The sequence below is a fragment of the Pseudomonas sp. CFBP 13719 genome (assembly GCF_014842095.1).
Taxonomy (GTDB): domain Bacteria; phylum Pseudomonadota; class Gammaproteobacteria; order Pseudomonadales; family Pseudomonadaceae; genus Aquipseudomonas.
The window spans coordinates 435,014-455,792 of record NZ_JACYVB010000003.1 but is presented as its reverse complement, the minus strand read 5'-3'; the positions used below and the strand labels follow the sequence as shown (position 1 = coordinate 455,792).

Sequence of the window (20,779 nt, the reverse complement as noted above, 5' to 3'; positions counted from 1 at the left end):
GTTGGAACTGAGGCTAGACTAGCTTCGACCTTGGGGAGGATAAATCGGGTGGACAGCGTTTGACTGTCCACTACCGGGTGACAATCAACTGATCGAGCCATTCTCCGGAGCGGGGCTGGCTTCGCCTTTTTCGTTGATCAGCAACATGCTCTGTGGCGCCGACAGCGCTACGCCCATGGTGCGCAGGCGGTCGAGGATGGTGAACAGCAGATCGCTGCGAGCCGTTCCCACCGAACGCGGGCTGTTGACGAAGCCGCTGACGCTGATCAGCAGGCCGGCGCTGGTCAGGTCCTTGAAGGTGACCGAAGGGGCCGGCTCGGCCAGGACCGCTTCATGCTCGGCATAGGCGGTCATCAGCAGCTCGCGGATCTTCAGCACGTCGGTGTCCAGTGGCAGGGTGAGGGTGATGCCCACCACGCCCAGCGCGTTGCCCATGGTCACGTTGCGCACGTTCTGGGTAATGAACTGCGAGTTGGGCACGATCACCGTCGAGCGGTCGCCCATCTGGATTTCCGTGGCGCGCACGTTGATGCGGCGGATATCCCCCTCCACGCCAGCCAGGCTGACCCAGTCGCCGACCTTGACCGGCCGCTCGGTGAGCAGGATCAGCCCGGAGATGAAGTTCTGCACGATCGCCTGCAAGCCAAAGCCGATACCGACCGACAGCGCGCTGACCACCCAGGTCAGGTTGGTCAGGCTGATGCGCAGCGTCGACAGCACCGCGATGCCCAACAGCACGAAGCCGATGTAGCCGACCAGGGTCACCAGCGAGGCGCGCATGCCGGCGTCCATGTTGGTTTCCGGCAGCAGGCGGTCACCCAGCCAGTTCTTCAGGACCCGGATACTGAACAGCCCGCCGACCAGCAGCAGCACCGCAATCAGGATATCGCCCGGCACGATGTTGAAGGCGCCGAGGGATTTGCTGCCCACGTCCAGCCGGGCGAAGCTGGCCAGCAGTTCGCTGGGGTTCGATCCCGACGGCATGAAGGCCAGAATCAGCGCAACGCACAGCAGCAAGGTTCGGCCCACCCCGGCCAGCAGGGTGCTGGCCTGGGCCTGATGCCGTGGCGACAGCCCGAGCATGGCGCCCAGGGCCTGGCCGCCGGACTGCTTGGGCGAAAGCAGGGTTTCGCAGATGTCGACGAAGAACACCGTCAGCAGGTACGCGGTCGAGGTGACCAGGCTGATCCACAGCAACTTGACGGTCAGTACATAGGCCAGCGTCAGGTAACCGCTCAACAGCCCGAGCACGATGATGCCGATCCACACCGACAGGATGAACGGAATCAGGCCGACGAAGCCTGCGGTGCGCTCGAGGGCGAAGCGGCGACGCGTTTGGCGCACACGCACCAGGCCGTAGACGAAGATCGACGCCACCAGCAGCGCGGTCAGGCCGTTGACCGCGACCGACAGCGCCAGGCTGCTGGCGATCACGCTGTTGATCCGTTCGAAGGTGCCGGTGAACATCAGTGCGAGGGCAAGCACGGCTGGCAGGTTGCCGATGGCGCTGGCAATCGGGTCGGGAATGTTGGGCAGGCGCCAGGACGGGTTGGGCAGCATCAGCAGGGCGCGGCCCATGCCGACGATGAAGGCGCAGAACAGGATCAGTGTCTGCACCTGTTCGATCAGGTTCAACACATTGGCGCTGGGCTGCGAATGGCTGACGATGCCCCACTGCAGCAGCGAGGTCGCCGCGCTGATGGTCAGCACCGTGGTCAGCCCGGTGGCCATGGCCAGGGTACTGCGGCGCAACCGACCTTCGGGGAACCAGCGGATCATGGCCCGCACCAGCAGCCGCTCGATCAGCCGCCGTGCCACCACCCAAACCAGCAAGGCGCCCAGCACGATCGTGATGAACGTGCCGCGCGAGCCGGGTGCCAGGGCGCTGTCGAAGACTTGAGTGACGTCCTGCCACAGGCTGCTCAGCTTTCTGACGTCGTCGTCGGTGGGCTGGATCAGGCTGGACCAGAACGCGGAACTCAACGGGCTGGCGGACCGGGTGCTGATTTGGGTGTCCAGCAGGTTGCGCCGCAGGTTGAGAATCTGGATCGCCAGGTCACCGGCCGAGGTACTCAGCGCCGTGGTGTCGGCCTGGTCGGTGGTCAAGGCCTTCTTCTGGTTGGTCAGGGTGCGGCGCTGGGCCGTCAAGGTCTGCGGCTCGTCGGGCTGCGCAGCGCCGAGCACGTTGAGCTGGTCATCCAGATGCCCCATGTCCACGCCCTGGCGAGCCAGCAACGCATCGGCCTGACGCTGCACTTGCAACGCTGCTTGGCGCAGGCTGGCCAGCAGGTCGTCGTTGGCGGCAGTCGACACCTTCTGGCGAATCTGGTCGAGCTGATCGCTGAGCTGCGCGGGCGTGGCAAGCACTTCGACCGGCGCGCTGGCGGTGCTGACCGGCGGTGCCGGGGCGGGTTCGGCATGGACGGGCAGGGTGGCCCACAGGCACAGGGCCAGCAAGCCCATGCACCAACGATTGATCACGGAATGCCGCATGTTCGGATTCTCTTTGAGCGGTTGCCAGCTGCGGCGAGCAACCAGGCGTAGAAATGATGGAGGCCTGAGCCAGGACGACAGGCATTGCCCGCGCTGGCGCCGCGCGAGGTTACAACAACTCGATGAGATTTACGCACTCGTCGTCCGCGAACGGGTCACTGCCGGTCGTCGGATTCATCAAACCGTAACAAAAGCTGTGCACAGTTCCGTTGCCCTTTATCTCAGTGAGTTCCTTAGATGAAAAGTTTGATGAAGTCTGCCGCGCTCGCCGTTGCCGTTTCGCTCAGCGCCAGCTCCATGGCCTTCGCTGCCGAAAGCGTGCGGCTGACCGGCTCCGGCGCCAGCTTTCCGGCCCCGATCTACCTCACCTGGTTCAAGGACTTCAGCAAGAAAACCGCTGGCGTTACCGTCGACTACCAGTCCAAGGGGAGCGGTGCGGGCGTACAGGACTTTTTGAACAAGACCGTCGATTTCGCTGCCAGCGACTCGGCCATGAAAGATGAAGACATCGCCAAGGTGGCCGAAGGCGCGCAACTGCTGCCGATGACCGCGGGCGAAATCGTCCTGGCCTACAACCTGCCGGGCAGCCCCAAGGGTCTGAAACTGCCGCGTGAAGTCTACTCCAACATTTTCCTGGGCAAGATCACCAAGTGGAACGATCCGCAGATCGTCGCCGCCAACCCGGATCTGAAACTCACCGACATGCCCATCACCGTGGTCGTGCGTGCCGACTCCAGTGGCACCACTGCAGTGTTCACCAAGCACCTGGCAACCATCAACCCGGCGTTCAAGCAGACTCTGGGCGAGGGCAACACCGTCAACTGGCCCGCCAGTGACAAGTTCATCAAGTCGCCCAAGAACGACGGCGTGACCGCCACCGTTCGCCAGACCCCTGGCGCGATCGGCTACATCGAGTATGGCTTCGCCAAACTGGCCAAGGTCGACTTCGCCGAACTGCAGAACAAGGCCGGCAAGTACGTAGTGCCGAATGCCGAAAGCGGTGCCGAGGCCCTGGCCGCGGTGAAGATGCCGGAAAACCTGGTGGCCTGGCTGCCGGATCCAGAGGGTGAGAAGTCCTACCCGATCACCACCTACACCTGGATGATCTTCCGCAAGCAGAACGAAGATCCTGCCAAGGCCAAGGCCATGCGCGACATGATCGAGTACAGCCTGACCGAAGGCCAGAAGATCGCCGATTCGATGGGCTACATCCCGCTGCCGCCGTCGGTTGTGGAGCAGGTTCGCAAAGCCAGCGCCAACATCCAGTGACATGCGCAAGACCTCTCCCGTCCAGGCTTCGCTGCCAGGTCGGGCGAGGTCTACTTCCACACCCCGGAATTAATCAATGAACAGCCCTTTCGTTGTACCGGATAACCCGGACTCAGCCTGCCAGCCGCCTTCGACGAAGGATTTCCTGGTCGATCGCACGTTCCGTGCGCTTGCGCGCGTCGGTGTGGTGCTGATTCTGGCCGTGGTATTTGCCCTGATATTCGAAGTAGGGCGCAAGGCACTGCCCGGCATGGAAAAACACGGGTTCGACGTGCTGTTCGGCACCGTGTGGGATGTCAACCAGGGCAAGTACGGCATTCTCCCGGCCATCTGGGGCACGCTGTACAGCGCCCTGATCGCCCTGATCATCGCCGGGTTCTTCGGCATCAGCATGGCGATCTTCCTGACCCAGGATTTTCTCCCCGCCAAGCTGGCAGCGGTGTTTCGTACCATCGTCGAACTGCTCGCGGCCATTCCAAGCGTCGTCTACGGCCTGTGGGGCATCTATGTGGTGATTCCGGCCATCCGCCCTCTGACCACCTGGCTGCACACCGAACTGAGCTGGATTCCCTTTTTCGGCACATCACTGAGCGGGCCTGGGCTGCTGCCGGCCGCACTGGTGCTGGCCATCATGATTCTGCCGACCATCGCCGCCGTGTCCCAGGACGCACTGACCGCTGTGCCGATGAAAACCAAGCAAGCGGCCTACGGCATGGGCACCACGCACTGGGAAGCGATCCTGAAGGTCATGGTGCCCTCGGCTGCAACCGGCATTTTCGGTTCGCTGGTGCTCGGCCTCGGGCGAGCCCTGGGTGAGACCATGGCCCTGGCCATGCTGGTGGGCAACGCCAACAACATCTCGCTGTCGCTGTTCGCACCGGCCAACACCCTGGCGGCGCTGCTGGCACTGAACTTCCCGGAGGCGGGGCCCAACGAGATCGAAGTGCTGATGTACGCGGCACTGGTATTGATGCTGATCACCCTGATCGTCAACCTCATCGGCTCGATGCTCATGGTCTACGCGCAACGGGGTAGCAAATAATGACAAGCCTGAGTACGCCTACCGCTGCGCTGCCCAGCCTGCAGCGCAAGTTCGAAGGCCGCGCCCTGCGCAGCCTGGTATTGACCACGCTGGTCTGGAGCGGCGCGCTGATCGCCAGCGTGCCCCTGCTGTCGGTGCTGTACATGCTGATCACCCGCGGCGGTGCGCGCCTGAGCCTGGAAGTGTTCACCGAGCTGCCACCGACCGGTTTCGAAACCGGCGGCGGCTTCGGCAATGCCATGGCCGGCACCTTCGTGATGGTCGGCATCGCGGCGGCAATCGCGGTACCTGTAGGCATCATGGCAGCGGTGTTCCTCGCCGAACTGGGGCCGGACAGCAAGCTGGCCAACGCCGCGCGTTTCGCGGCGAAGATGCTCACCGGCCTGCCGTCGATCCTGGCCGGGGTGTTCGCCTATGCGTTGGTGGTCATGACCACCGGCACCTATTCCGCACCGGCGGGCGGGGTGGCCCTGGCCGTGCTGATGCTGCCGATCGTGGTGCTGACCGCCGAAGAGTCCATGAAGATGGTGCCCAAGGTGATGAAGGACGCGGCCTATGGAATGGGTTGCACGCGCTCGCAGGTGATCTGGAAGATTATCCTGCCCACAGGCATGCCGGCGATTCTCACCGGGGTCATGCTCGCCGTGGCGCGGGCTGCGGGTGAAACCGCTCCGCTGTTGTTCACCGCGCTGTTCAGCAACTACTGGATCTACCACGAAGGCAGCCTGGCGGTCATGAACCCCACCGCGTCGCTGGCCGTGCTGATCTACAACTTTTCCGGCATGCCCTTCGACAACCAGTTGGAGCTCGCCTGGGCGGCCTCCCTCGTGTTGGTGATGATCGTGCTGTTTGTGAACATTGTCAGTCGTGTTTTCGGCAAGCCCAAGTTCTGAGAATGGGAGCACCTATATTGTGAGTGTACTATCCGTGCAAAAAGCCGTCCCGTTCGCGACCCAGGCACCTGTGGTCATGGACTGCAAGCTCGACAAGATCTTCTACGGCAACTTCATGGCCGTGCGCGACAGCCACGTACCGATCGAGAAGAACAAGATCACCGGCTTCATCGGCCCCTCGGGTTGCGGCAAGAGCACCGTGCTGCGCAGCCTGAACCGCATGAACGACCTAGTGAAGGGCTTCCGTTTCGAAGGCCACGTGCATTTCCTCGGCCAGGACGTGTATGGCAAGGGCGTGGATCCGGTGGTGGTGCGCCGTTACATCGGCATGGTCTTCCAGCAGCCCAACCCGTTTTCCATGAGCATCTTCGACAACGTTGCTTTCGGCCTGCGTCTGAACCGCTACAAGGGGGACCTTGGCGACCGGGTCAAGCATGCCCTGCAGGGTGCGGCGCTGTGGGACGAGGTCAAGGACAAGCTGAAGGTCAGCGGCCTGTCGCTGTCCGGCGGCCAGCAGCAACGCCTGTGCATTGCCCGCGCGATTGCCACGGAGCCTGAAGTGCTGCTGCTCGACGAACCCTGCTCGGCCCTCGATCCGATCGCCACGCGCCGCGTCGAAGAGCTGATGGTGGAGCTCAAGAAGGACTACACCATCGCGCTGGTCACCCATAACATGCAGCAGGCCATACGCGTCGCCGACACCACCGCGTTCTTTTCGGTGGACATTTCCCAGGGGACCCGTACCGGTTACCTGGTGGAGATGGGCCCGACCGCGCAGATCTTCGAGAACCCGCGCGAACAGATGACTGGCGACTACATCAGCGGCAAGTTCAGCTAGCCAGCGGCAGGATGCCGTTTCACCCATCGAGTCCAGGAATATTCATGTCTGCAACGCGTCGTCTTGATCTGCCCGCCATCGAAGGAGCCCTGCGCGAAGTGCAGGGCCGCTTTGCCGAGCTCAGCGAGCACTTCACCGAGCAGCGTGATCCCTTGACGGACGAGGTCGTGGAAAACGTCCTGGCCGGCTATGCCCTGGTCGACGAATACGTGGCAGCAGGGGTGGACCTGTTCGACCTGCAACAGGTGAACCTGATGCTGGAAATCAATGCCACCGTCCTGTGCGGGCGTGATCCGGCGCGGCGTGTGGAGTTTGCCCAGCATCTGGCCGCCACCGAAGAGCATTTCTTCAACAACACCGAAGGTGGCATCAAGGATCTGTACAACTGGTACTGCACGTACCGCAGCGAGTCGGTGTGGAAGCGCGCCGCCGGCGTCTATGTACGCATCCTCAGCAAACCGCAGCTGTTCATCGAAGGCAACAACCGCACCGGTTCGCTGATCGTCAGCTATCTGCTGATCCGCGCCGGGCTACCGCCTTTCGTGCTGTCGTTGGATAATGCGCAGGGTTATTTCAACCCTTCGTCGGTGATCCGCAACTCCGCCAAGCATGGCGTCAAGGCGCTCTACGAATTGCCCAAGATCAAGAAGAAATACGCCGCCTTCCTCGAAGAGCAGGCACCGGACCCGAAGAAATTCTTCCTCAGCCACAAGCAGCTGGCGTTGCACGAGGGCAGGGGTCGATGAACCAGACACAGCGCGCTGACCGATGCGAGCACAGCGCTTCAATTCAACCGTGGCCCAAAACGATGTGGCAAGCGATCACAGGTCTTACTCCGATGAATCCGTTCAACCGTCCGCGCGTGCGTATCTCATTCGACATCGACGACACCCTGGCCTGCCTGCCCCATCACAGCGAAGCCGAACAGAGCTGGCTGCCGGGCTTCGTGCACCGCTGGCTGGGCGAACCGCTGCGGATAGGTACCCGCTCGCTGACGCGGGAACTGCGTCGTCAGGGTTGCAGTATCTGGGTGTACACCTCGTCGGGGCGCACACCGGCCTATATCAAGCGCTGGCTGCTGCTGCACGGTATCCGCGTGGACGGTGTGGTCAACAGCGAAGTCCATAGCCGCGCCCTGGCCAGCCATGGCATGAGCCTCTCGCCGTCGAAGTTTCCGCCGGCCTTCGACATCGACCTGCACGTCGATGACTCCGAGGGCGTGCAGAGCGAAGGCCACGAACATGGTTTTCGCGTGGTCGTGGTGCGCCCGGATGACCAGAGCTGGACGCACCGCGTGCTGGAGGCGGTCGCCGCGGTCCAGGCGCAGCTGGCGCGACAGCAGACGCTGCGCCACAAACAGCCGGTGGGGCAGGTTTCCCAAGCCTACTCCTGAGCTTTTCCGGCGCCGGATCCTGGCGTCAGGTAGATGCCTGCTGCGACCCGCACACACGGGTCCCCGCGAATGCATCCGGGTCCACGTCCTGGTACTTCTTCATGCGCCGCCACAGTGTCGTGGTACTGATCTGCAACAAGCGGGCGGCCTGTTCGCGGTTGCCCCGCACGCTGTGCAACGCATCGAGCAGGACCTGCCGCTCGCTGCGGTTCAGCGCTGGCGGCGCTTGAGGTAGGGGCTGGGCGGGCGAGGGCAGGTCTTCCAGCGCTTCTTCCAGCCACGCTCCGCTCATCTCGCGGCCCTGGCCCATGACGGCCAGGCGCTCGACGATATTGCCCAGCTGGCGAATGTTGCCTGGCCATTCATGGTTGCTCAGCCGCGCCAGCAGGGCTGCGCCAGGGGCGGCGGTTGGCATGCCGAAGCTGGCCAGCAAATGGCTGACCAGTTCGGGAATGTCCTGGCGCCGTTCGCGCAGGGCAGGCAGTTGCAGCTTCAGTACGCAGATGCGGTAGAAGAAATCCTCGCGGAACAGCCCCTGCGCCACCAACTGCGGCAAGCGTTTGTTACTGGCCGTGATGATGCGAATGTCCACTGGCGTGACCTTGTCGTCGCCGATACGCACCACCTTGCGCTCCTGCAGCGTGCGCAACAGCTTGAGCTGGATTTCCGCCGAAGTTTCGCTGATCTCGTCGAGAAAGATCGTCCCGGTGTGGGCCAGCTCGAACACGCCGGCCTTGCCCTCGGTCAAGGCACCGGTGAACGCCCCCTTCACGTAGCCGAACAGTTCGCTCTCCAGCACGCCGGGGGCGAAGGCGGCGCAGTTGATCGCCACGAACGGGCCATGGCGCCGCTTCGAGGCGTTGTGGATACTCTGGGCGAACAACTCCTTGCCGGTACCGGTTTCGCCTTCGATCATCACCGTACTGTCCACCGCAGCGAAGGTCTGCGCCAGGCGCTTGGCCTTGGCCAGTGCCGGGCTGCTGCCGATGATCGATGCGAAGGTATTCTCGGCCACGTGCTGGCGCGCCAGCTGACGGCGCATCTTCTGCTCGATGGCCTTGATTTCGGTCTGCTTCTGCAGGGTCGCGACGGCGCCGATCACCTGGTCGCCGAGGGTGATCGGCGCGATGCTCAGGGTCAGTGACAGGCGCCCCAGGTTGATCAAGGCACCGCGCACCGCCTCGCCCTTGTCCAGCACGCGGCCGAAGTAGTCCTGCGCCAGCAGGCCGGCCACATTGTCGCCACAGCGCACGCTGCCCAGGTAGTGGGTGGCGACGCTGTTCATGTTGGTGATCACGCCGTGGCTGTCGATGCTGAAGATGCCTTCGGAGACACAGTCGAGAATGGACCGGATCATCTCGTAGCGGCCCTGCAGCTCCAGACGCTTGTGCAGTCGCTCCTGCTCGATGCGCAACAGGTGCAGGGCTTCGTCGATGGCATCGAAGGCGGCGTCGGCATCGGCGTCGGACATGATGTAGTGCAGGCCGCGGCCTGTGACCGCCTGCTCCAGGGACAGGCCACCGATAGCCACCTCGATGCCCTGCGCCTGCAAGCGGTCGAGTTGCGCGTCGGTGCTTTGCGCGCTGCCGAACGGGTCGATCGGGCAGATGGTCACCGCCGGCATGAACGGCCTTGCCTTCGCAAGGATCGCGGCATAGCCGTCGGAGGTGGCCAGGAAGGCGATGCGGTCCGACACCACCAAGGCTTTGTGGTAGGCATTGATGCAGTCGAAGAACGTGTGGCGCACCTCCACGATCGGTATCTGAAAGTGCTCGCGCAGCACGCTGGCGGTCTTGCCACGGCTGATCAAGACGCTGGCACCTTCGTCGATCGCCCGTTGCGCCATCAGTACCGCCTGATGTTGCGCGGCTTCCACCACGGCCACGTCCAGTCCACGTTTCTCCAGTACCTGATTCATCACCGCGGTGAGTGTTGTGGAAGGAGAAATGACAGCCAGTTTGCCGAGCATGGAATCGCTCCTGGTGGATGGGCGGTTGTTGGAGGAGTGGGGCGTTCATTGCACGCTAGTGGCTGGTGAAAGGTTTTGCAATGAAATGCAATGAAGTTGCTATGTGCGCGGTATGTGCAGCCCTCTTTGTATTTGCTGCAAGTCATTGATTGCAGAGTGTAAAAAGGTCGTTTTTGAAGATTGGCACAGGCCTTGCTCCAGCCCCATCAATAACAATACAAACAAGGAACACGCTGATGGAACTGCTCTTCATCGGGTTTGGCGAGGCCGCCTACCACCTTGCCACCGGCCTGCGCACCCAGGGCGATCTGCGGATCGGCGCTTTCGATGCCCAGGCAGATGACCCCCAGCGCGGCGCGACGATCCGCCAGCGCGCCGAGCACACTCGCGTCACACTCTTCGATTCGCTGGAAAGCGCCTGCCAGGGCGCCCGTTTCGTGGCCTGCCTGACCAGTGCCAGCAGCGCACTGGCCGTGGCCGAGCGCGTGCTGCCGCTGCTGGTGGCCGGGCAGACCTATGTTGACATGAACTCGGCCGCGCCCACCGTCAAGCAAGCCATCGCTGCGCTGCCCAGAGCGCCCGGAGTGGCCTTCTGCGACGCTGCGGTGATGGGCACGGTGCCTGGCAACAACCACCGTGTACCCATGCTGCTGGCCGGCGACGGTGCGCGTGCGTTCGCCGACGCGTTCAACCCCTATGGCATGCAACTGACCGTGCTCGACGCCGAGGCCGGCGCCGCTTCGGCGATCAAGATGCTGAAAAGCGTGGTGATGAAAGGCCTGCCGCAACTGCTGCTCGAAGCCTTCCAGGCAGGGGAGAAGTTCGGTGTGCTCGACACTCTGGTCGATTCCCTCGGCGAATCGCTCAACGGCAAGACCGTCGAGCAACTGGCCAACACCTTCACTGCGCGCACGCTGATCCACGCCAAACGGCGCAGCGCCGAAATGGACGACGTGGTCACCACCCTCGAAGACGCCGGGGTCGACGCCACCATGTCCAGGGCCAGCCACCAGCAGCTGGAAAAGCTCGCCGCCACCGACTGGCAAACCCTGCTGGGCGCCGATGGCAGCGATCTCGATTACCGCGACGCCATCCGCCAGTTGGTCAAACATTCCTGAGGAAGACGCCATGAATACCGAACACTACCTGCCCCTGCCCGAGCTGATTCCCCAAGACCTGCTCGACCGATTTCGCAAGCTCAGTCCCGCACAGCTGTGCGACGGCATGGCCAAGCTCGGCATTGCCCGCAACGGTGCCATGGACGCCGATCTGATGCCGCTGGACGATCGCAAGATCATGCTTGGCACCGCCTACACCGTCGACACCGAAGATGGCGACAACTTTCCGATTCACGTGGCGGTGTACCAGGGGCAGCCGGGCTATGTCCTGGTGGTCGCCGGCAAGGGCTATCCCGGGCGCGCGTACATCGGTGACCTGATGGCGGGGGCGGCGCAGGCCGTTGGCCTCGCCGGCCTGGTCATCGATGGTTGCGTGCGTGACAAGCTGCCGCTTGCCGAGCTCGACATTCCCGTGTACGCCAAGGGCTTCATGCAGCGCAGCCCCGGCAAGCAGGGGCCAGGCAAGATCAACACCATCGTTACCTGCGCCGGTGTGGAGGTGGCCGCAGGTGACCTGGTGTTCGGTGACTACGACGGTGTCACCGTGGTACCGCGCGCGCGGCTGCTGGAAGTGCTGGAAGCGTCGGAAAAGAAAAGCATCTATGAAGAGCAGCGTCGCGAGGTGATCGACCAGTACGTCCGCTGCCGCGACAACGGCGAGCCACTGCCGGAGCTGGCCCCCGACTGGGTCACCCGGTTGCTGCAGGGCCAGTAGGGCCGCGCAGGCTCGGTGGCCAAGACCGAGCCTGCGCAACAGACGCTGCCTCTCTCGATAAAAATAATATGTGGAGACGTTCGGATGCTGACCATTCTGGGCTATACGTTGATCACCTCGTTCCTGCTGTTGGTGATCAAGCAAAAACTTTCGCCCTTTACCGGCCTGATCGTGGTTTCGCTGGCGGTCGGCGTGCTGGTCTGCCTGCTCAGCGGCGTGCCGCTGGACATGATCATCAAGTGGATCAAGGAAGGCCTCTTCTATTCCCAGGGAGCGGACGGCAAGATCTCCCTGGGGACCGTGAACCCTACAGTGATGATTCTGTTCGCGGTGCTGTACTTCAGCCTGATGATGAACGTGGGGCTGTTCGATCCGTTGTGTACCTACCTGATCCGCAAGGCCAACGGCGACCCGCTTAAGATCATTCTGGTAACCGCGTTCACCTCCTCGGTGGTGACCCTGGATGGCGACGGCACCACCACCATCCTGATCATTACCACCGCCTTTCTGCCGTTGTACAAACAGATGGGCATGAAACTGTCCAACCTGGCCATGCTGATCATCCTGCCTTGCGGGCTGGGCAATTGCCTGCCGTGGGGTGGGCCGCTGGCGCGTGCTGCCGCAGTGCTCAACCTTGAGGTGAACACGCTGTTCGTGGCGATCCTGCCGATTCTCGGGGTGTCGTTCATCTATGTCTTCGGCATGGCGTACCTGATGGGCATCAAGGAGCGCAAGCGCCTGGGCTTCGTCGCCGGCGAGAAGGTCATCGTTACCCCGCAACAGATTGCCGACATGGTCACGGTCATCGAAGACCACGACAAAGAGCTCAAGCGGCCCAAGCTGTTTCTCTTCAACCTGGCGCTGACAGTGGGCATGCTGGTGATCCTGATCGCCGGCTGGGCCAGTGGCGCGGTGGTGTTCATGCTGGGCACGGCGCTGGCGCTGACCGTCAACTACACCGCGGTGGAACAGCGTGAGCGGATCACTGCCAATGGCGGCGATGCGGTGGCGGTGGCCTCGATCATTCTGGCGGCAGGGTGCTTTCTTGGGATCTTCAATGGCAGTGGCATGGCGGGTGCGGTGGCCGAGCACATGGCCAGCCTGATTCCCGAGTCGATGGGCAGCCATACGGCGCTGATCTTTGCGTTCCTCGGCGCGCTGGCCTGCTATGCGTTGCCGGTGGACGCCTATTACTTCGGTATCCTGCCGGTGGTCGCGCCCATTGCCTACAGCTTCGGCATCACGCCCACTGAAATCGGCGTCGCCTCGTTCATGGGCCAGGCGCTGCGTTACGCCAGCCCTACGGTTGCCTGGCTGTTCCTGCTGATGAACCGCACCGAAATGACCTTTGGCGAATACCAGAAGGAGTTCTTCAAGTGGTCGTTGCCGATGTTCGGGATCTTCCTGGTCACGGCCATCGTCACCGGACAGTTGCCAATCGGTTGAGGCTGCCCATGGACGTTCACCGCGCCGACGGTGAACGTCGATCAAACGGCTGTGGTGGGCGATGGTCTATTCGTAGACATCAAGTGCAGGGATGCCCTCTGCGCTCGCGCAGGAGAAAAGCCGTGAGTCGGGCATTGGAGCGAGTGAGTTTCCTGGGGTTCGACGTGTTCGGCACGGTTGTCGATTGGCGTACCAGCGTTGCGCGCATCGCCGAGCCGTTTCTGGCCAGGTATGCAGTGCAGGTCGATCCATTGCAGTTCGCCAGCGACTGGCGCGGGTGCTATCAGCCTTCGATGGAAACCATCAGGTCGGGTCAACGTGAATACGTAACGCTCGATGTGCTCAATCTCGAAAACCTCGTCACCGTGCTGGCTGCTTACGGTGCCGACCCGGACCGGATACCCGCGCAGGAACTCGACGAACTGACCAGGGCTTGGGAGCGACTCGATCCCTGGCCCGATTCGGTAGAAGGGCTCAGCCGACTCAAGCGCCGCTTTGCCATCGGCGCGCTATCCAATGGTCACATCGCGGGCATGCTCAACCTGGCTCGCTACGCCGGGTTGCCATGGGACGTGATCGGCGGTGCGGAACTGAGCCGCTCGTACAAACCGCAGGCAGCGACCTACCAGCGAACCATCGCCGCCGTGGGGCGCCTGCCGCAGGAGACGGCCATGGTCGCTGCGCACAACGATGATTTGCTTGCTGCACGGGAAAATGGCATGCGTACGGTGTTCGTCTGCCGGCCCACCGAGTACGGTAGTGGACAGACCAAAGACCTCGCCCCGGCTCGGGATTGGGATATCGTCGTCAGCTCCTTGACTGAAGCTGCTGACGCGCTCGGTTGCTGAGTGCGGATACCGTAAACGCCAGGGGCCCTGGATGATCGATCACCTTGACCACATTGTCCTCACCACCATTAGCGCCTTCAGCCTGATGCACCGCGCCGTCCTTTTCGCGGCCACAGACCACTCCCACATGCACACCGCGCATGCCCCCGTGGGCATCCCTCTTGTAGGAGCGGTCCGTGGCCGCGAATGGCGCAGCGCCGACCTTCTGTGGGAGCGGTCCGTGGCCGCGAAGGGCGCACCACGGTCTACCTGACACACCGCTTCAACGCGACAGCATCTGCTCAACTTCTTCGCGGCTTGGCGCATAGGCCCCGGCATTCGCGCAGGACACCGATGCGCAGGCTGCAGAAAACGCCAGCCGGGCTTGGGGGGCTTCGATACCCAGCAGGCTCGACGCCAGCCAGCCGGCCATGCTCGCGTCGCCGGCGCCAACGGTGTCGGCTACTTCGACGGCGATTGCCGCCTGTTCGACCTTGCCGTCGAGCGTAAACAGCACCATGCCCTCGGCACCGCGGGTAAACAGAACCTGTGCCCCTTCATTCATCTCGCGCAACTGCTGCAAGGCCTGCTCTTCGCTCAAGCCAGGATAGATCTGCCGCAGATCCTCATCTGACAGCTTGATGATGTCCGCCAGTGCGACCATGGCGGGGAACGTCACCTCGCGGTATCGATCATCCATCAGGTTGCGCCAGTTGGGGTCATAGCTGATCAGTTTGCCATGCCGCTTCGCCTCCCGCGCCACCTCGACCAGCCTGTCACCCAACGGCTGCCGGGCCAGACTGATGCAGCTGAAATGACACAATCGCGCAGCCGCCAGCCACCCCGAGGGCAGCAGCTGCACATCGAAATGCAAATCCGCCTCACCAGCGAAAAAATAACGGGGAGGGTGGCTGGAAGGCACGATCGCCACCAGTGGATCGGCGTCGACGCGCTGCAGGTAGCGCAGGTCCAGCCCGGCAGCTTCGGACTGTCGGTACAGCTCATTGCCCAGTGAGTCGGTACTGATCGACCCCGCGAACGCCGTCGGCACCCCGAGGCGGCTCATGGCCCGCGCCACGTTCCACGGCGCGCCGCCCGGATAGCCTTGCCAGCGACCAGGCGTGGTCTGGACCAGATCAGTGAGTGCTTCACCGAACACGACAACCGTGGGCAACTGCATGTTCATGCGTTCTCCTCTGAGGGGCTTGTTGGCCGGAATGACCTGTCGATTCCACGGGTTCGAAAACCCCGGCGCGCTATAGGTGTGTATCGCGCACTCATGGTTTGGTCTACAGGTCGGTAAGAGCAACCTTACTCCGGACAATGTCCGGGTCGATAGCCCGCCAGATACACCGCCCCGATACTTTTTTGCCCTCGGCCCATGCTGCTCTGGGGCCAAAAGCGAACAGTACCCGGCCCGCCGTCGCCGAGTATCAGTGCCGCACGCTTGCCAGGTTCCGGACCCACAGCGGCATTCAGTGCCTCAAAAGGTATACGCCACGCCCGCCTGAACCGTACGCGGCGCGCCAGGATACGCGTACGTGTTGAACGCGCCTTCGTCGTAGCCCTTGTTGAACGCATTCTGCAGTTCCAGGTTCAGGCGAACGTGATCGTTCACCTGATAGAAACTCAACAGATCGACCACGCTGTAGCGGTCCATGGTGTAGGTCTGGGCTGCGGTCTGTCCGGCGCGGTCGTCGATGTATTTCAAACCTACGCCCAGGCCCAGGCCTTTGGCTGCGCCGTCCTGGAACTCGTAGGTGTTGAGCAGGCTGAAACTGTTGCGCGGAATGTTGGCAAGGCGGGTGCCGTTGGGCAGGTTGTTGTCGTCGGTCACCCGCGCATCGACGTAGGCGTAGCCACCGATCATCCGCCATTGTGGCGTGAGGTTGCCGGCGATGGTGATGTCCAGGCCACGGCTGGTGACTTCGCCGGCCGCGACGCTGTAGGTCGGGTCGATCGGATCACGGGTGAGCACGTTTTCCTTGACGATGTGGTAGACGGCGCCGTCGATGCTCAGTTGCTGATCGAGGGCTTCCCACTTCATGCCCAGCTCGTAAGATTTACCTTCTTCCGGTTCAAACCCGCTGCCATCACGGCTTGCACCGCTATTGGGCTTGAACGACCGCGCGGTGTTGGCATACAGCGCCAGTGTATCGGTGAGGTCGTAGATCAAACCCAGCCGTGGTGTTGCCGAGGTCTGCGCGGCGTTCCAGTCCACAGAGCCTGGCAAGCGGTTGTCGTAGTCCTGTTCAAAGCGTTCCAGACGCACGCCTGCGAGCACTTTGAAGCGCTCGGTCAAGGCGACCTGGTCTTGAATGAACGCGGCCCAGGTTTTCAGGTTTTCCGTGTCGTGGGTGGTGGTGCGCGTGAGGGCCGGGCGTGGCTGACCGAGCACAGGGTTGTAGAGGTCGATGGGGTAGGTACCGGTCGCCGCGGACGAGCGCTGGATGATCGAGCGGTAGTCGTAGTCTTCATACTCCACGCCGGCCAGCAAGGTGTGGGAAAACCCCGCGGCATCGAAATGGCCGGTAAGGTTCAGCTGATAGTCGCGGTCGGTCCATTCCAGTTTGCGGTAGTTGAAGTTGCGCTGCAGGGTGCGTCCATCCAGCGGGGCTGCGTTGGCTTCGACCGCATTGCCCGCAAGGCTGCCGTCGAGCCACTGCATGCCGCCGGCCAGGGTCCAGTCGTCATCGAGGCGATGCTCGAACCTGAGTTGGGCCATGTCGTTGTCGTTGTGCAGCAGGTTGTCACGCCCGTGCTCCCAGACATTGGTGTCGCGCGAAGCGCTGCCCCGTTGAGTGGCGTAGCGCGTCAAGCCGCGGTCGAGCGGGTGGTTGTTGCGCATGAAATCGCCTTCGAAAACGATTTTGGTAGTGTCGCTGGCTTGCCAGCTGAGCACGGGCGCGATGTCGTAGCGTTCGCTTTCCACATGGTCACGAAAGCTCTTGCCGCCTTCGCCCAACACGTTCAGCCGATAGGCCAGGCGTCCATCCTCGCTGAGCGGCCCGCCGGCATCCAGCGTGGCGCGGCGCATGCCCTGATCGTTCAGCTGGCCGCCAATCGTCACCTTGCGCTCGGCCAGCGGCTGCTTGCTGACGACGTTGAAAGTGCCGCCCGGATCACCACGGCCATACAGGCTCGTCGCCGGACCGCGGATCACTTCCAGGCGTTCCACGGTATTGGCGTCCGGGGCATTAGGGTAGCCGCGGTTGATCGGAAAGCCGTTGCGGTAGAACTCGCCCGTGGTGAAGCCGCGCACGGTGAAAGTGGTCAGGCCCTGACCACCGAAGTTGTTGGCGCGGCCGACACCCCCTGCGTAATCCAGCGCGTCCTGCAAGCGAGTGGAGGCGGTGTCTTCCAATACGTCACGGGGCACGACGCTGATCGACTGAGGCGTCTCGTGCAGGGCTGTGTCGGTGCGCGTCGCACTCATCGAGCGGGTGGCTTTGTAACCCGTGACCGGACCGTCTGCGCGCTCGTAGTCACTGTCGGCCTCGATGTTCACCGCTTCGAGCTGAAGGTTTCCGCTGGCTTCAACGGGTTCGGAGGACCAGGCAGACACCGGGGCAGCTTGCAGCAGGCACAGCGAAAGTAACGTGCGACGCATGGGTTCATCGTTCCAGGCAGGGGAGGCTAACGAAATGGCAGCGGATTCTATCCGCAAACGATTCGCATTGACAGTTGCGCAGATTGAAACCTTGCTTCAGACACCCGCGAGTATTTCCGCCAGCTTGTTGTGCTCCCAGGTACTTAGAAGCTCGATAGGGTCGGTACCGTAGCGCTGGGATGAATCGAAGAGGTAGGTGCGGCCGTCCGGGCTTTCACAACGTTCGCAATGAAAGCGTCGGTTTTCTTGGTTGTGGAAGGTGATGATCCAGCCGTCGGTGCCGACAGTCATCGCTGCGCCGTAGGCAACGGCCCAATCCGTTTCGTCGAGACGATGCAAGGTGCGAATACCTAGAGCGACGTCACGAAGAAGCTGGCAGGTTTCTCGAGCGGAGAGGGCGGCGGACAATTGAAGAGCCTGATCAAAGTGAAGAGCAGCTTTATAAGCGAAGCAGAAGGGGCCGGCAATCGCGCTGAAACAGTCCCTAACCTATTAATAACATCATGACGTGCTGACCATAAAAGTAACATCATGACAGGCGCACCTTGAAATGTTCCCACTACTGTATTACCAACTTGGTAATCACCAAGCAGGGCAGGGTGCTATGCACAAAATTCAGCCTAATTTTGGAAATTTGGAAGGGGGATACATCACAGCATTGGCTGTATCATGATGTTATTTACCTGCAATGCCCTATCCAACTGCTTCGCCCATCGGCAATACGCATAAAATACCTAGGCATCTTCAACCGATTTTTTTTGCAGGGCCCCATAAACGCGATGCTTCTCTTTATAACGATAGAGATTCATTGCCTCCACATAGGGCTCATCCTCGAGTAACGCCAGGCGGGTGTTCTTGCGGATTACAACTTTGGGCTCGTAACTCGAAAGCGGCTTGATCTTCGGTGCGGCAATATCCGTTTCATACACGAAGGGTACTGGCGCGATGATCGGTTTGACCTTCGAGTCGCCGTTCCTGACCCGTGCGCGGATATGAGGCTGAACCAGGCGGCGAATGGCGACCTGTTCCTGCGGGTCCAGCTTGCCCAGCATGTCGATGCCGTAGAGCAGAGCGTTCTCGGCAGCCGCTTCCGAGGAGTGGTGCACCGTCGCCTGTTTGTCATGGTATTGCTCGAGCTGTTCGTGCCACTCTTTCAGCAGATCACCGGCCATCTTGCGGGCGCCGGACGAGCCGGTGTCATCCCAGTAGAAATTGATGTTCGACGGCGCAGTAAGTACATTCGTCAGCCGCAGCGCTTGCTTGGGAACGATACCGTTGCCGCTGCCCTTGAATCGGTTCCATACGTTGCGGCGGTCGTTGGTTTTGTCGATGGCGCCGATCAATTTGCCCAGTTCGACGCGCGTCGCATTGGTCTGGAGGATCTTGTCGATGGCAGTGCGGGGCAGGGCGATGGCACCTGGCACACGCAATGTTTCCCGCGGATGCTGACCCACCTTGACCCAGATACTGGTCAAGGCCTCGAACGCCGCCTGTACCGCCTCGTCACCCTGTAATACACGCACCTCTATTGGTTCGTTGCGCACAGCGTCCTCAGGCCGAAAATCCAGACCAAACATGGCATCGACACGTACGTAGTCAACTGCAGCGCGCAATACCTCGCCCAAATCGGTCAATTCGGCCTGGAGCCTGTTGACCATGGCGATGGCAGCGCTGGTTTGGCTGAGATGAAGATCCATGCGTGTGTCCGGATGATGGGCAGGTGGGCTATTCTAGCTGGGTACTGTATCTTTATACAGCTCTTCGCTGGTTGGCTACACAGATAATCCGTGAACGTTGCCGTGGAGAGGGTCTTGAAGAAAAGTGAGCTACCGATAAAACATTGCGTCACCTGCGGTCTTCCCTTCACCTGGCGCAAGAAATGGGCGCGCTGTTGGGACGAGGTCCGCTACTGCTCGGAACGTTGCAGGCGGCAGAAGAAGCCGGTTTCCGGTGGTTGAATATTCCAAAGCGTGTGGCTGTCATCCGCCAGCGATATCACCATCAGGCACGCCAGCGGTGCTCTGCCGAACAATCAGGCTGTAGGGCAGCGTCACGTGGCGCACTTCAAGGGTGCGCTTCTCGATCAAACCGATCAGCATGTCCACCGCGTGCTGGCCGAAGCACTCGGCTGGCTGGGCAATGGTCGTCAGCGGTGGGTCGCAATAGGCAGCCAGTTCAATATCGTCGAAGCCGGCCAGCGAAACGTCTTGGGGAACTCGCAGGCCCATTTCCTTGATGCGCTTCAAGGCGCCAATGGCCATCTCATCGCTTTCACAGAACAATGCAGTAGGGCGTTCGGGCATGCCGAGCAACTGCAGTGCTCCGTCATAGCCTGCTTTCAGGCTGAAATCCCCTGGGCAGATCAACTTGGCGTCGGGTGTGATGCCTGCTGCACGCAAGGCTGCCTCATAGCCCGCACGCCGATCATGGGTCAATGGGCTGGTAGCGGGCCCGTTGATCAAACCGATGCGTCGGTGGCCCAAGGCAAGCAGGTGCTCTGTTACCGTTTGTGCGGCGCCATGGTTATCCAGACTGACAGTGGGGTGACGGCTGCTCGCGAGGATTTCGCAGGCGTTGACGATAGGGGGCAGGTCGGCTGCGTCGGTAGTCGACGCGAATGGATCATAGGCGCGCAACTGCAGGACGCCGTCGGCTTGATGGGCGTGCACCAGGTCGGCATATTCGCGCTCGGTCGCTTCGCAGCCCAACGTGTCGCACAGCAATACGCGATAGCCCGCCGCCTGGGCGGCTTTCTGCGCGCCGCTGATCACACGGGCAAAAAAACTGTTGGCAATATGCGGCACGAGGATGACCAGGTTGAACGTGCGTCGCGAACGGAACTGCACAGCCATCAGGTTTGGCCGGTAACCGGCCTGTTCCACCGCAGCATTGACCCGGTCGCGCGTCTCGGGCAGCACCCGTTCGGGTGATTTCAATGCACGCGACACCGTCGCCACGGAAACGCCGGCCAGCCGCGCCACTTCACGAATATTCGACACGCCTACCTCGTTCCCGGTAATCCCGACGCAGAGCTTACCTCAGTTTGCCGCTGCTTCCCGTACCGCGATGATCCGCCCGATGGTGTTTGACAGGGGACGCGTTGACGCCTAGATTGCTTGAACAAATGTAACCGGTTACATCGCTAGGTCATTGATTGCTGATCTGA

The 20,779-nt window shown here is 61.9% G+C and carries 18 protein-coding genes; 11 read left to right on the top strand and 7 right to left on the bottom strand.

Going from position 1 to position 20,779, the window contains the following annotated elements; genetic code table 11:
- Positions 1-84: 84 nt before the first annotated feature.
- Positions 85-2,493: a DUF3772 domain-containing protein gene (locus IFT57_RS12415; protein ID WP_122797514.1), complete on the bottom strand. Its 2,409-nt coding sequence runs from the start codon at positions 2,491-2,493 to the stop codon at positions 85-87.
- A 237-nt stretch (positions 2,494-2,730) separates the two neighbouring features.
- Here IFT57_RS12415 and pstS point away from each other — a divergent pair, with 237 nt between their 5' ends.
- The 6 genes from pstS to IFT57_RS12385 all read left to right on the top strand — a co-directional run bounded on the left by pstS (position 2,731) and on the right by IFT57_RS12385 (position 7,928).
- Positions 2,731-3,762, top strand: a complete 1,032-nt coding sequence (gene pstS / locus IFT57_RS12410) for a phosphate ABC transporter substrate-binding protein PstS (RefSeq protein ID WP_122477972.1) — start codon at positions 2,731-2,733, stop codon at positions 3,760-3,762.
- 76 nt (positions 3,763-3,838) lie between these two features.
- Positions 3,839-4,804 carry a phosphate ABC transporter permease subunit PstC gene (gene pstC / locus IFT57_RS12405; protein WP_122715428.1) on the top strand — a complete coding sequence of 322 codons (966 nt, stop codon included), beginning with the start codon at positions 3,839-3,841 and terminating at the stop codon, positions 4,802-4,804.
- Positions 4,804-5,697, top strand: coding sequence for a phosphate ABC transporter permease PstA (gene pstA, locus IFT57_RS12400; protein ID WP_122797515.1), 894 nt, complete (start codon positions 4,804-4,806; stop codon positions 5,695-5,697). The genes pstC and pstA overlap by 1 nt, the downstream gene beginning before the upstream one ends.
- Positions 5,698-5,773: 76 nt before the next feature.
- Positions 5,774-6,535: a phosphate ABC transporter ATP-binding protein PstB gene (pstB, locus tag IFT57_RS12395; protein ID WP_010210300.1), complete on the top strand. Its 762-nt coding sequence runs from the start codon at positions 5,774-5,776 to the stop codon at positions 6,533-6,535.
- 44 nt (positions 6,536-6,579) lie between these two features.
- Positions 6,580-7,281: a hypothetical protein gene (locus tag IFT57_RS12390; RefSeq protein ID WP_122715427.1), complete on the top strand. Its 702-nt coding sequence runs from the start codon at positions 6,580-6,582 to the stop codon at positions 7,279-7,281.
- Between the two features lie 92 nt (positions 7,282-7,373).
- The gene (locus tag IFT57_RS12385; RefSeq protein ID WP_244650958.1) at positions 7,374-7,928 is read left to right on the top strand and encodes a hypothetical protein; all 555 of its coding nucleotides are present in this window, start codon (positions 7,374-7,376) and stop codon (positions 7,926-7,928) included.
- Between the two features lie 25 nt (positions 7,929-7,953).
- On the opposite strand, the gene IFT57_RS12380 is transcribed toward IFT57_RS12385, so the two are convergent.
- Complete coding sequence (locus IFT57_RS12380; RefSeq protein ID WP_192151578.1) at positions 7,954-9,897, bottom strand: sigma 54-interacting transcriptional regulator; 1,944 nt, start codon at positions 9,895-9,897, stop codon at positions 7,954-7,956.
- Between the two features lie 236 nt (positions 9,898-10,133).
- Here IFT57_RS12380 and IFT57_RS12375 point away from each other — a divergent pair, with 236 nt between their 5' ends.
- The 4 genes from IFT57_RS12375 to IFT57_RS12360 all read left to right on the top strand — a co-directional run bounded on the left by IFT57_RS12375 (position 10,134) and on the right by IFT57_RS12360 (position 14,024).
- Positions 10,134-11,015, top strand: coding sequence for a DUF1932 domain-containing protein (locus tag IFT57_RS12375; RefSeq protein ID WP_192151577.1), 882 nt, complete (start codon positions 10,134-10,136; stop codon positions 11,013-11,015).
- A gap of 10 nt (positions 11,016-11,025) precedes the next feature.
- Positions 11,026-11,730, top strand: coding sequence for an RraA family protein (locus IFT57_RS12370; RefSeq protein ID WP_192151576.1), 705 nt, complete (start codon positions 11,026-11,028; stop codon positions 11,728-11,730).
- Positions 11,731-11,814: 84 nt separating this feature from the next.
- Entirely contained in the window at positions 11,815-13,176 is a 1,362-nt protein-coding gene (locus tag IFT57_RS12365) for a CitMHS family transporter (protein WP_122797520.1), read from the top strand.
- A 122-nt stretch (positions 13,177-13,298) separates the two neighbouring features.
- Positions 13,299-14,024 carry a haloacid dehalogenase type II gene (locus IFT57_RS12360; protein ID WP_342030349.1) on the top strand — a complete coding sequence of 242 codons (726 nt, stop codon included), beginning with the start codon at positions 13,299-13,301 and terminating at the stop codon, positions 14,022-14,024.
- A 262-nt stretch (positions 14,025-14,286) separates the two neighbouring features.
- Here the strand turns inward: IFT57_RS12360 and IFT57_RS12355 are convergent, their stop codons facing one another.
- The 4 genes from IFT57_RS12355 to IFT57_RS12340 form a co-directional block, all read right to left on the bottom strand.
- Positions 14,287-15,183 (bottom strand): carbohydrate kinase family protein, encoded by an 897-nt coding sequence (locus IFT57_RS12355; protein WP_192151856.1) that lies wholly within the window; start codon positions 15,181-15,183, stop codon positions 14,287-14,289.
- A gap of 303 nt (positions 15,184-15,486) precedes the next feature.
- A complete protein-coding gene (locus IFT57_RS12350; RefSeq protein WP_192151574.1) occupies positions 15,487-17,613 on the bottom strand; it encodes a TonB-dependent siderophore receptor in 2,127 nt (708 codons plus the stop codon).
- Between the two features lie 96 nt (positions 17,614-17,709).
- Positions 17,710-18,021, bottom strand: coding sequence for a DUF7693 family protein (locus IFT57_RS12345; RefSeq protein WP_192151573.1), 312 nt, complete (start codon positions 18,019-18,021; stop codon positions 17,710-17,712).
- 326 nt (positions 18,022-18,347) lie between these two features.
- Complete coding sequence (locus IFT57_RS12340) at positions 18,348-19,247, bottom strand: DNA replication terminus site-binding protein (RefSeq protein WP_192151572.1); 900 nt, start codon at positions 19,245-19,247, stop codon at positions 18,348-18,350.
- A gap of 177 nt (positions 19,248-19,424) precedes the next feature.
- On the opposite strand from IFT57_RS12340, the gene IFT57_RS12335 reads away from it, so the two are divergent.
- A complete protein-coding gene (locus IFT57_RS12335) occupies positions 19,425-19,571 on the top strand; it encodes a DUF2256 domain-containing protein (RefSeq protein ID WP_122800923.1) in 147 nt (48 codons plus the stop codon).
- 21 nt (positions 19,572-19,592) lie between these two features.
- On the opposite strand, the gene IFT57_RS12330 is transcribed toward IFT57_RS12335, so the two are convergent.
- Positions 19,593-20,612: a substrate-binding domain-containing protein gene (locus IFT57_RS12330; protein ID WP_192151571.1), complete on the bottom strand. Its 1,020-nt coding sequence runs from the start codon at positions 20,610-20,612 to the stop codon at positions 19,593-19,595.
- Positions 20,613-20,779 lie beyond the last annotated feature (167 nt).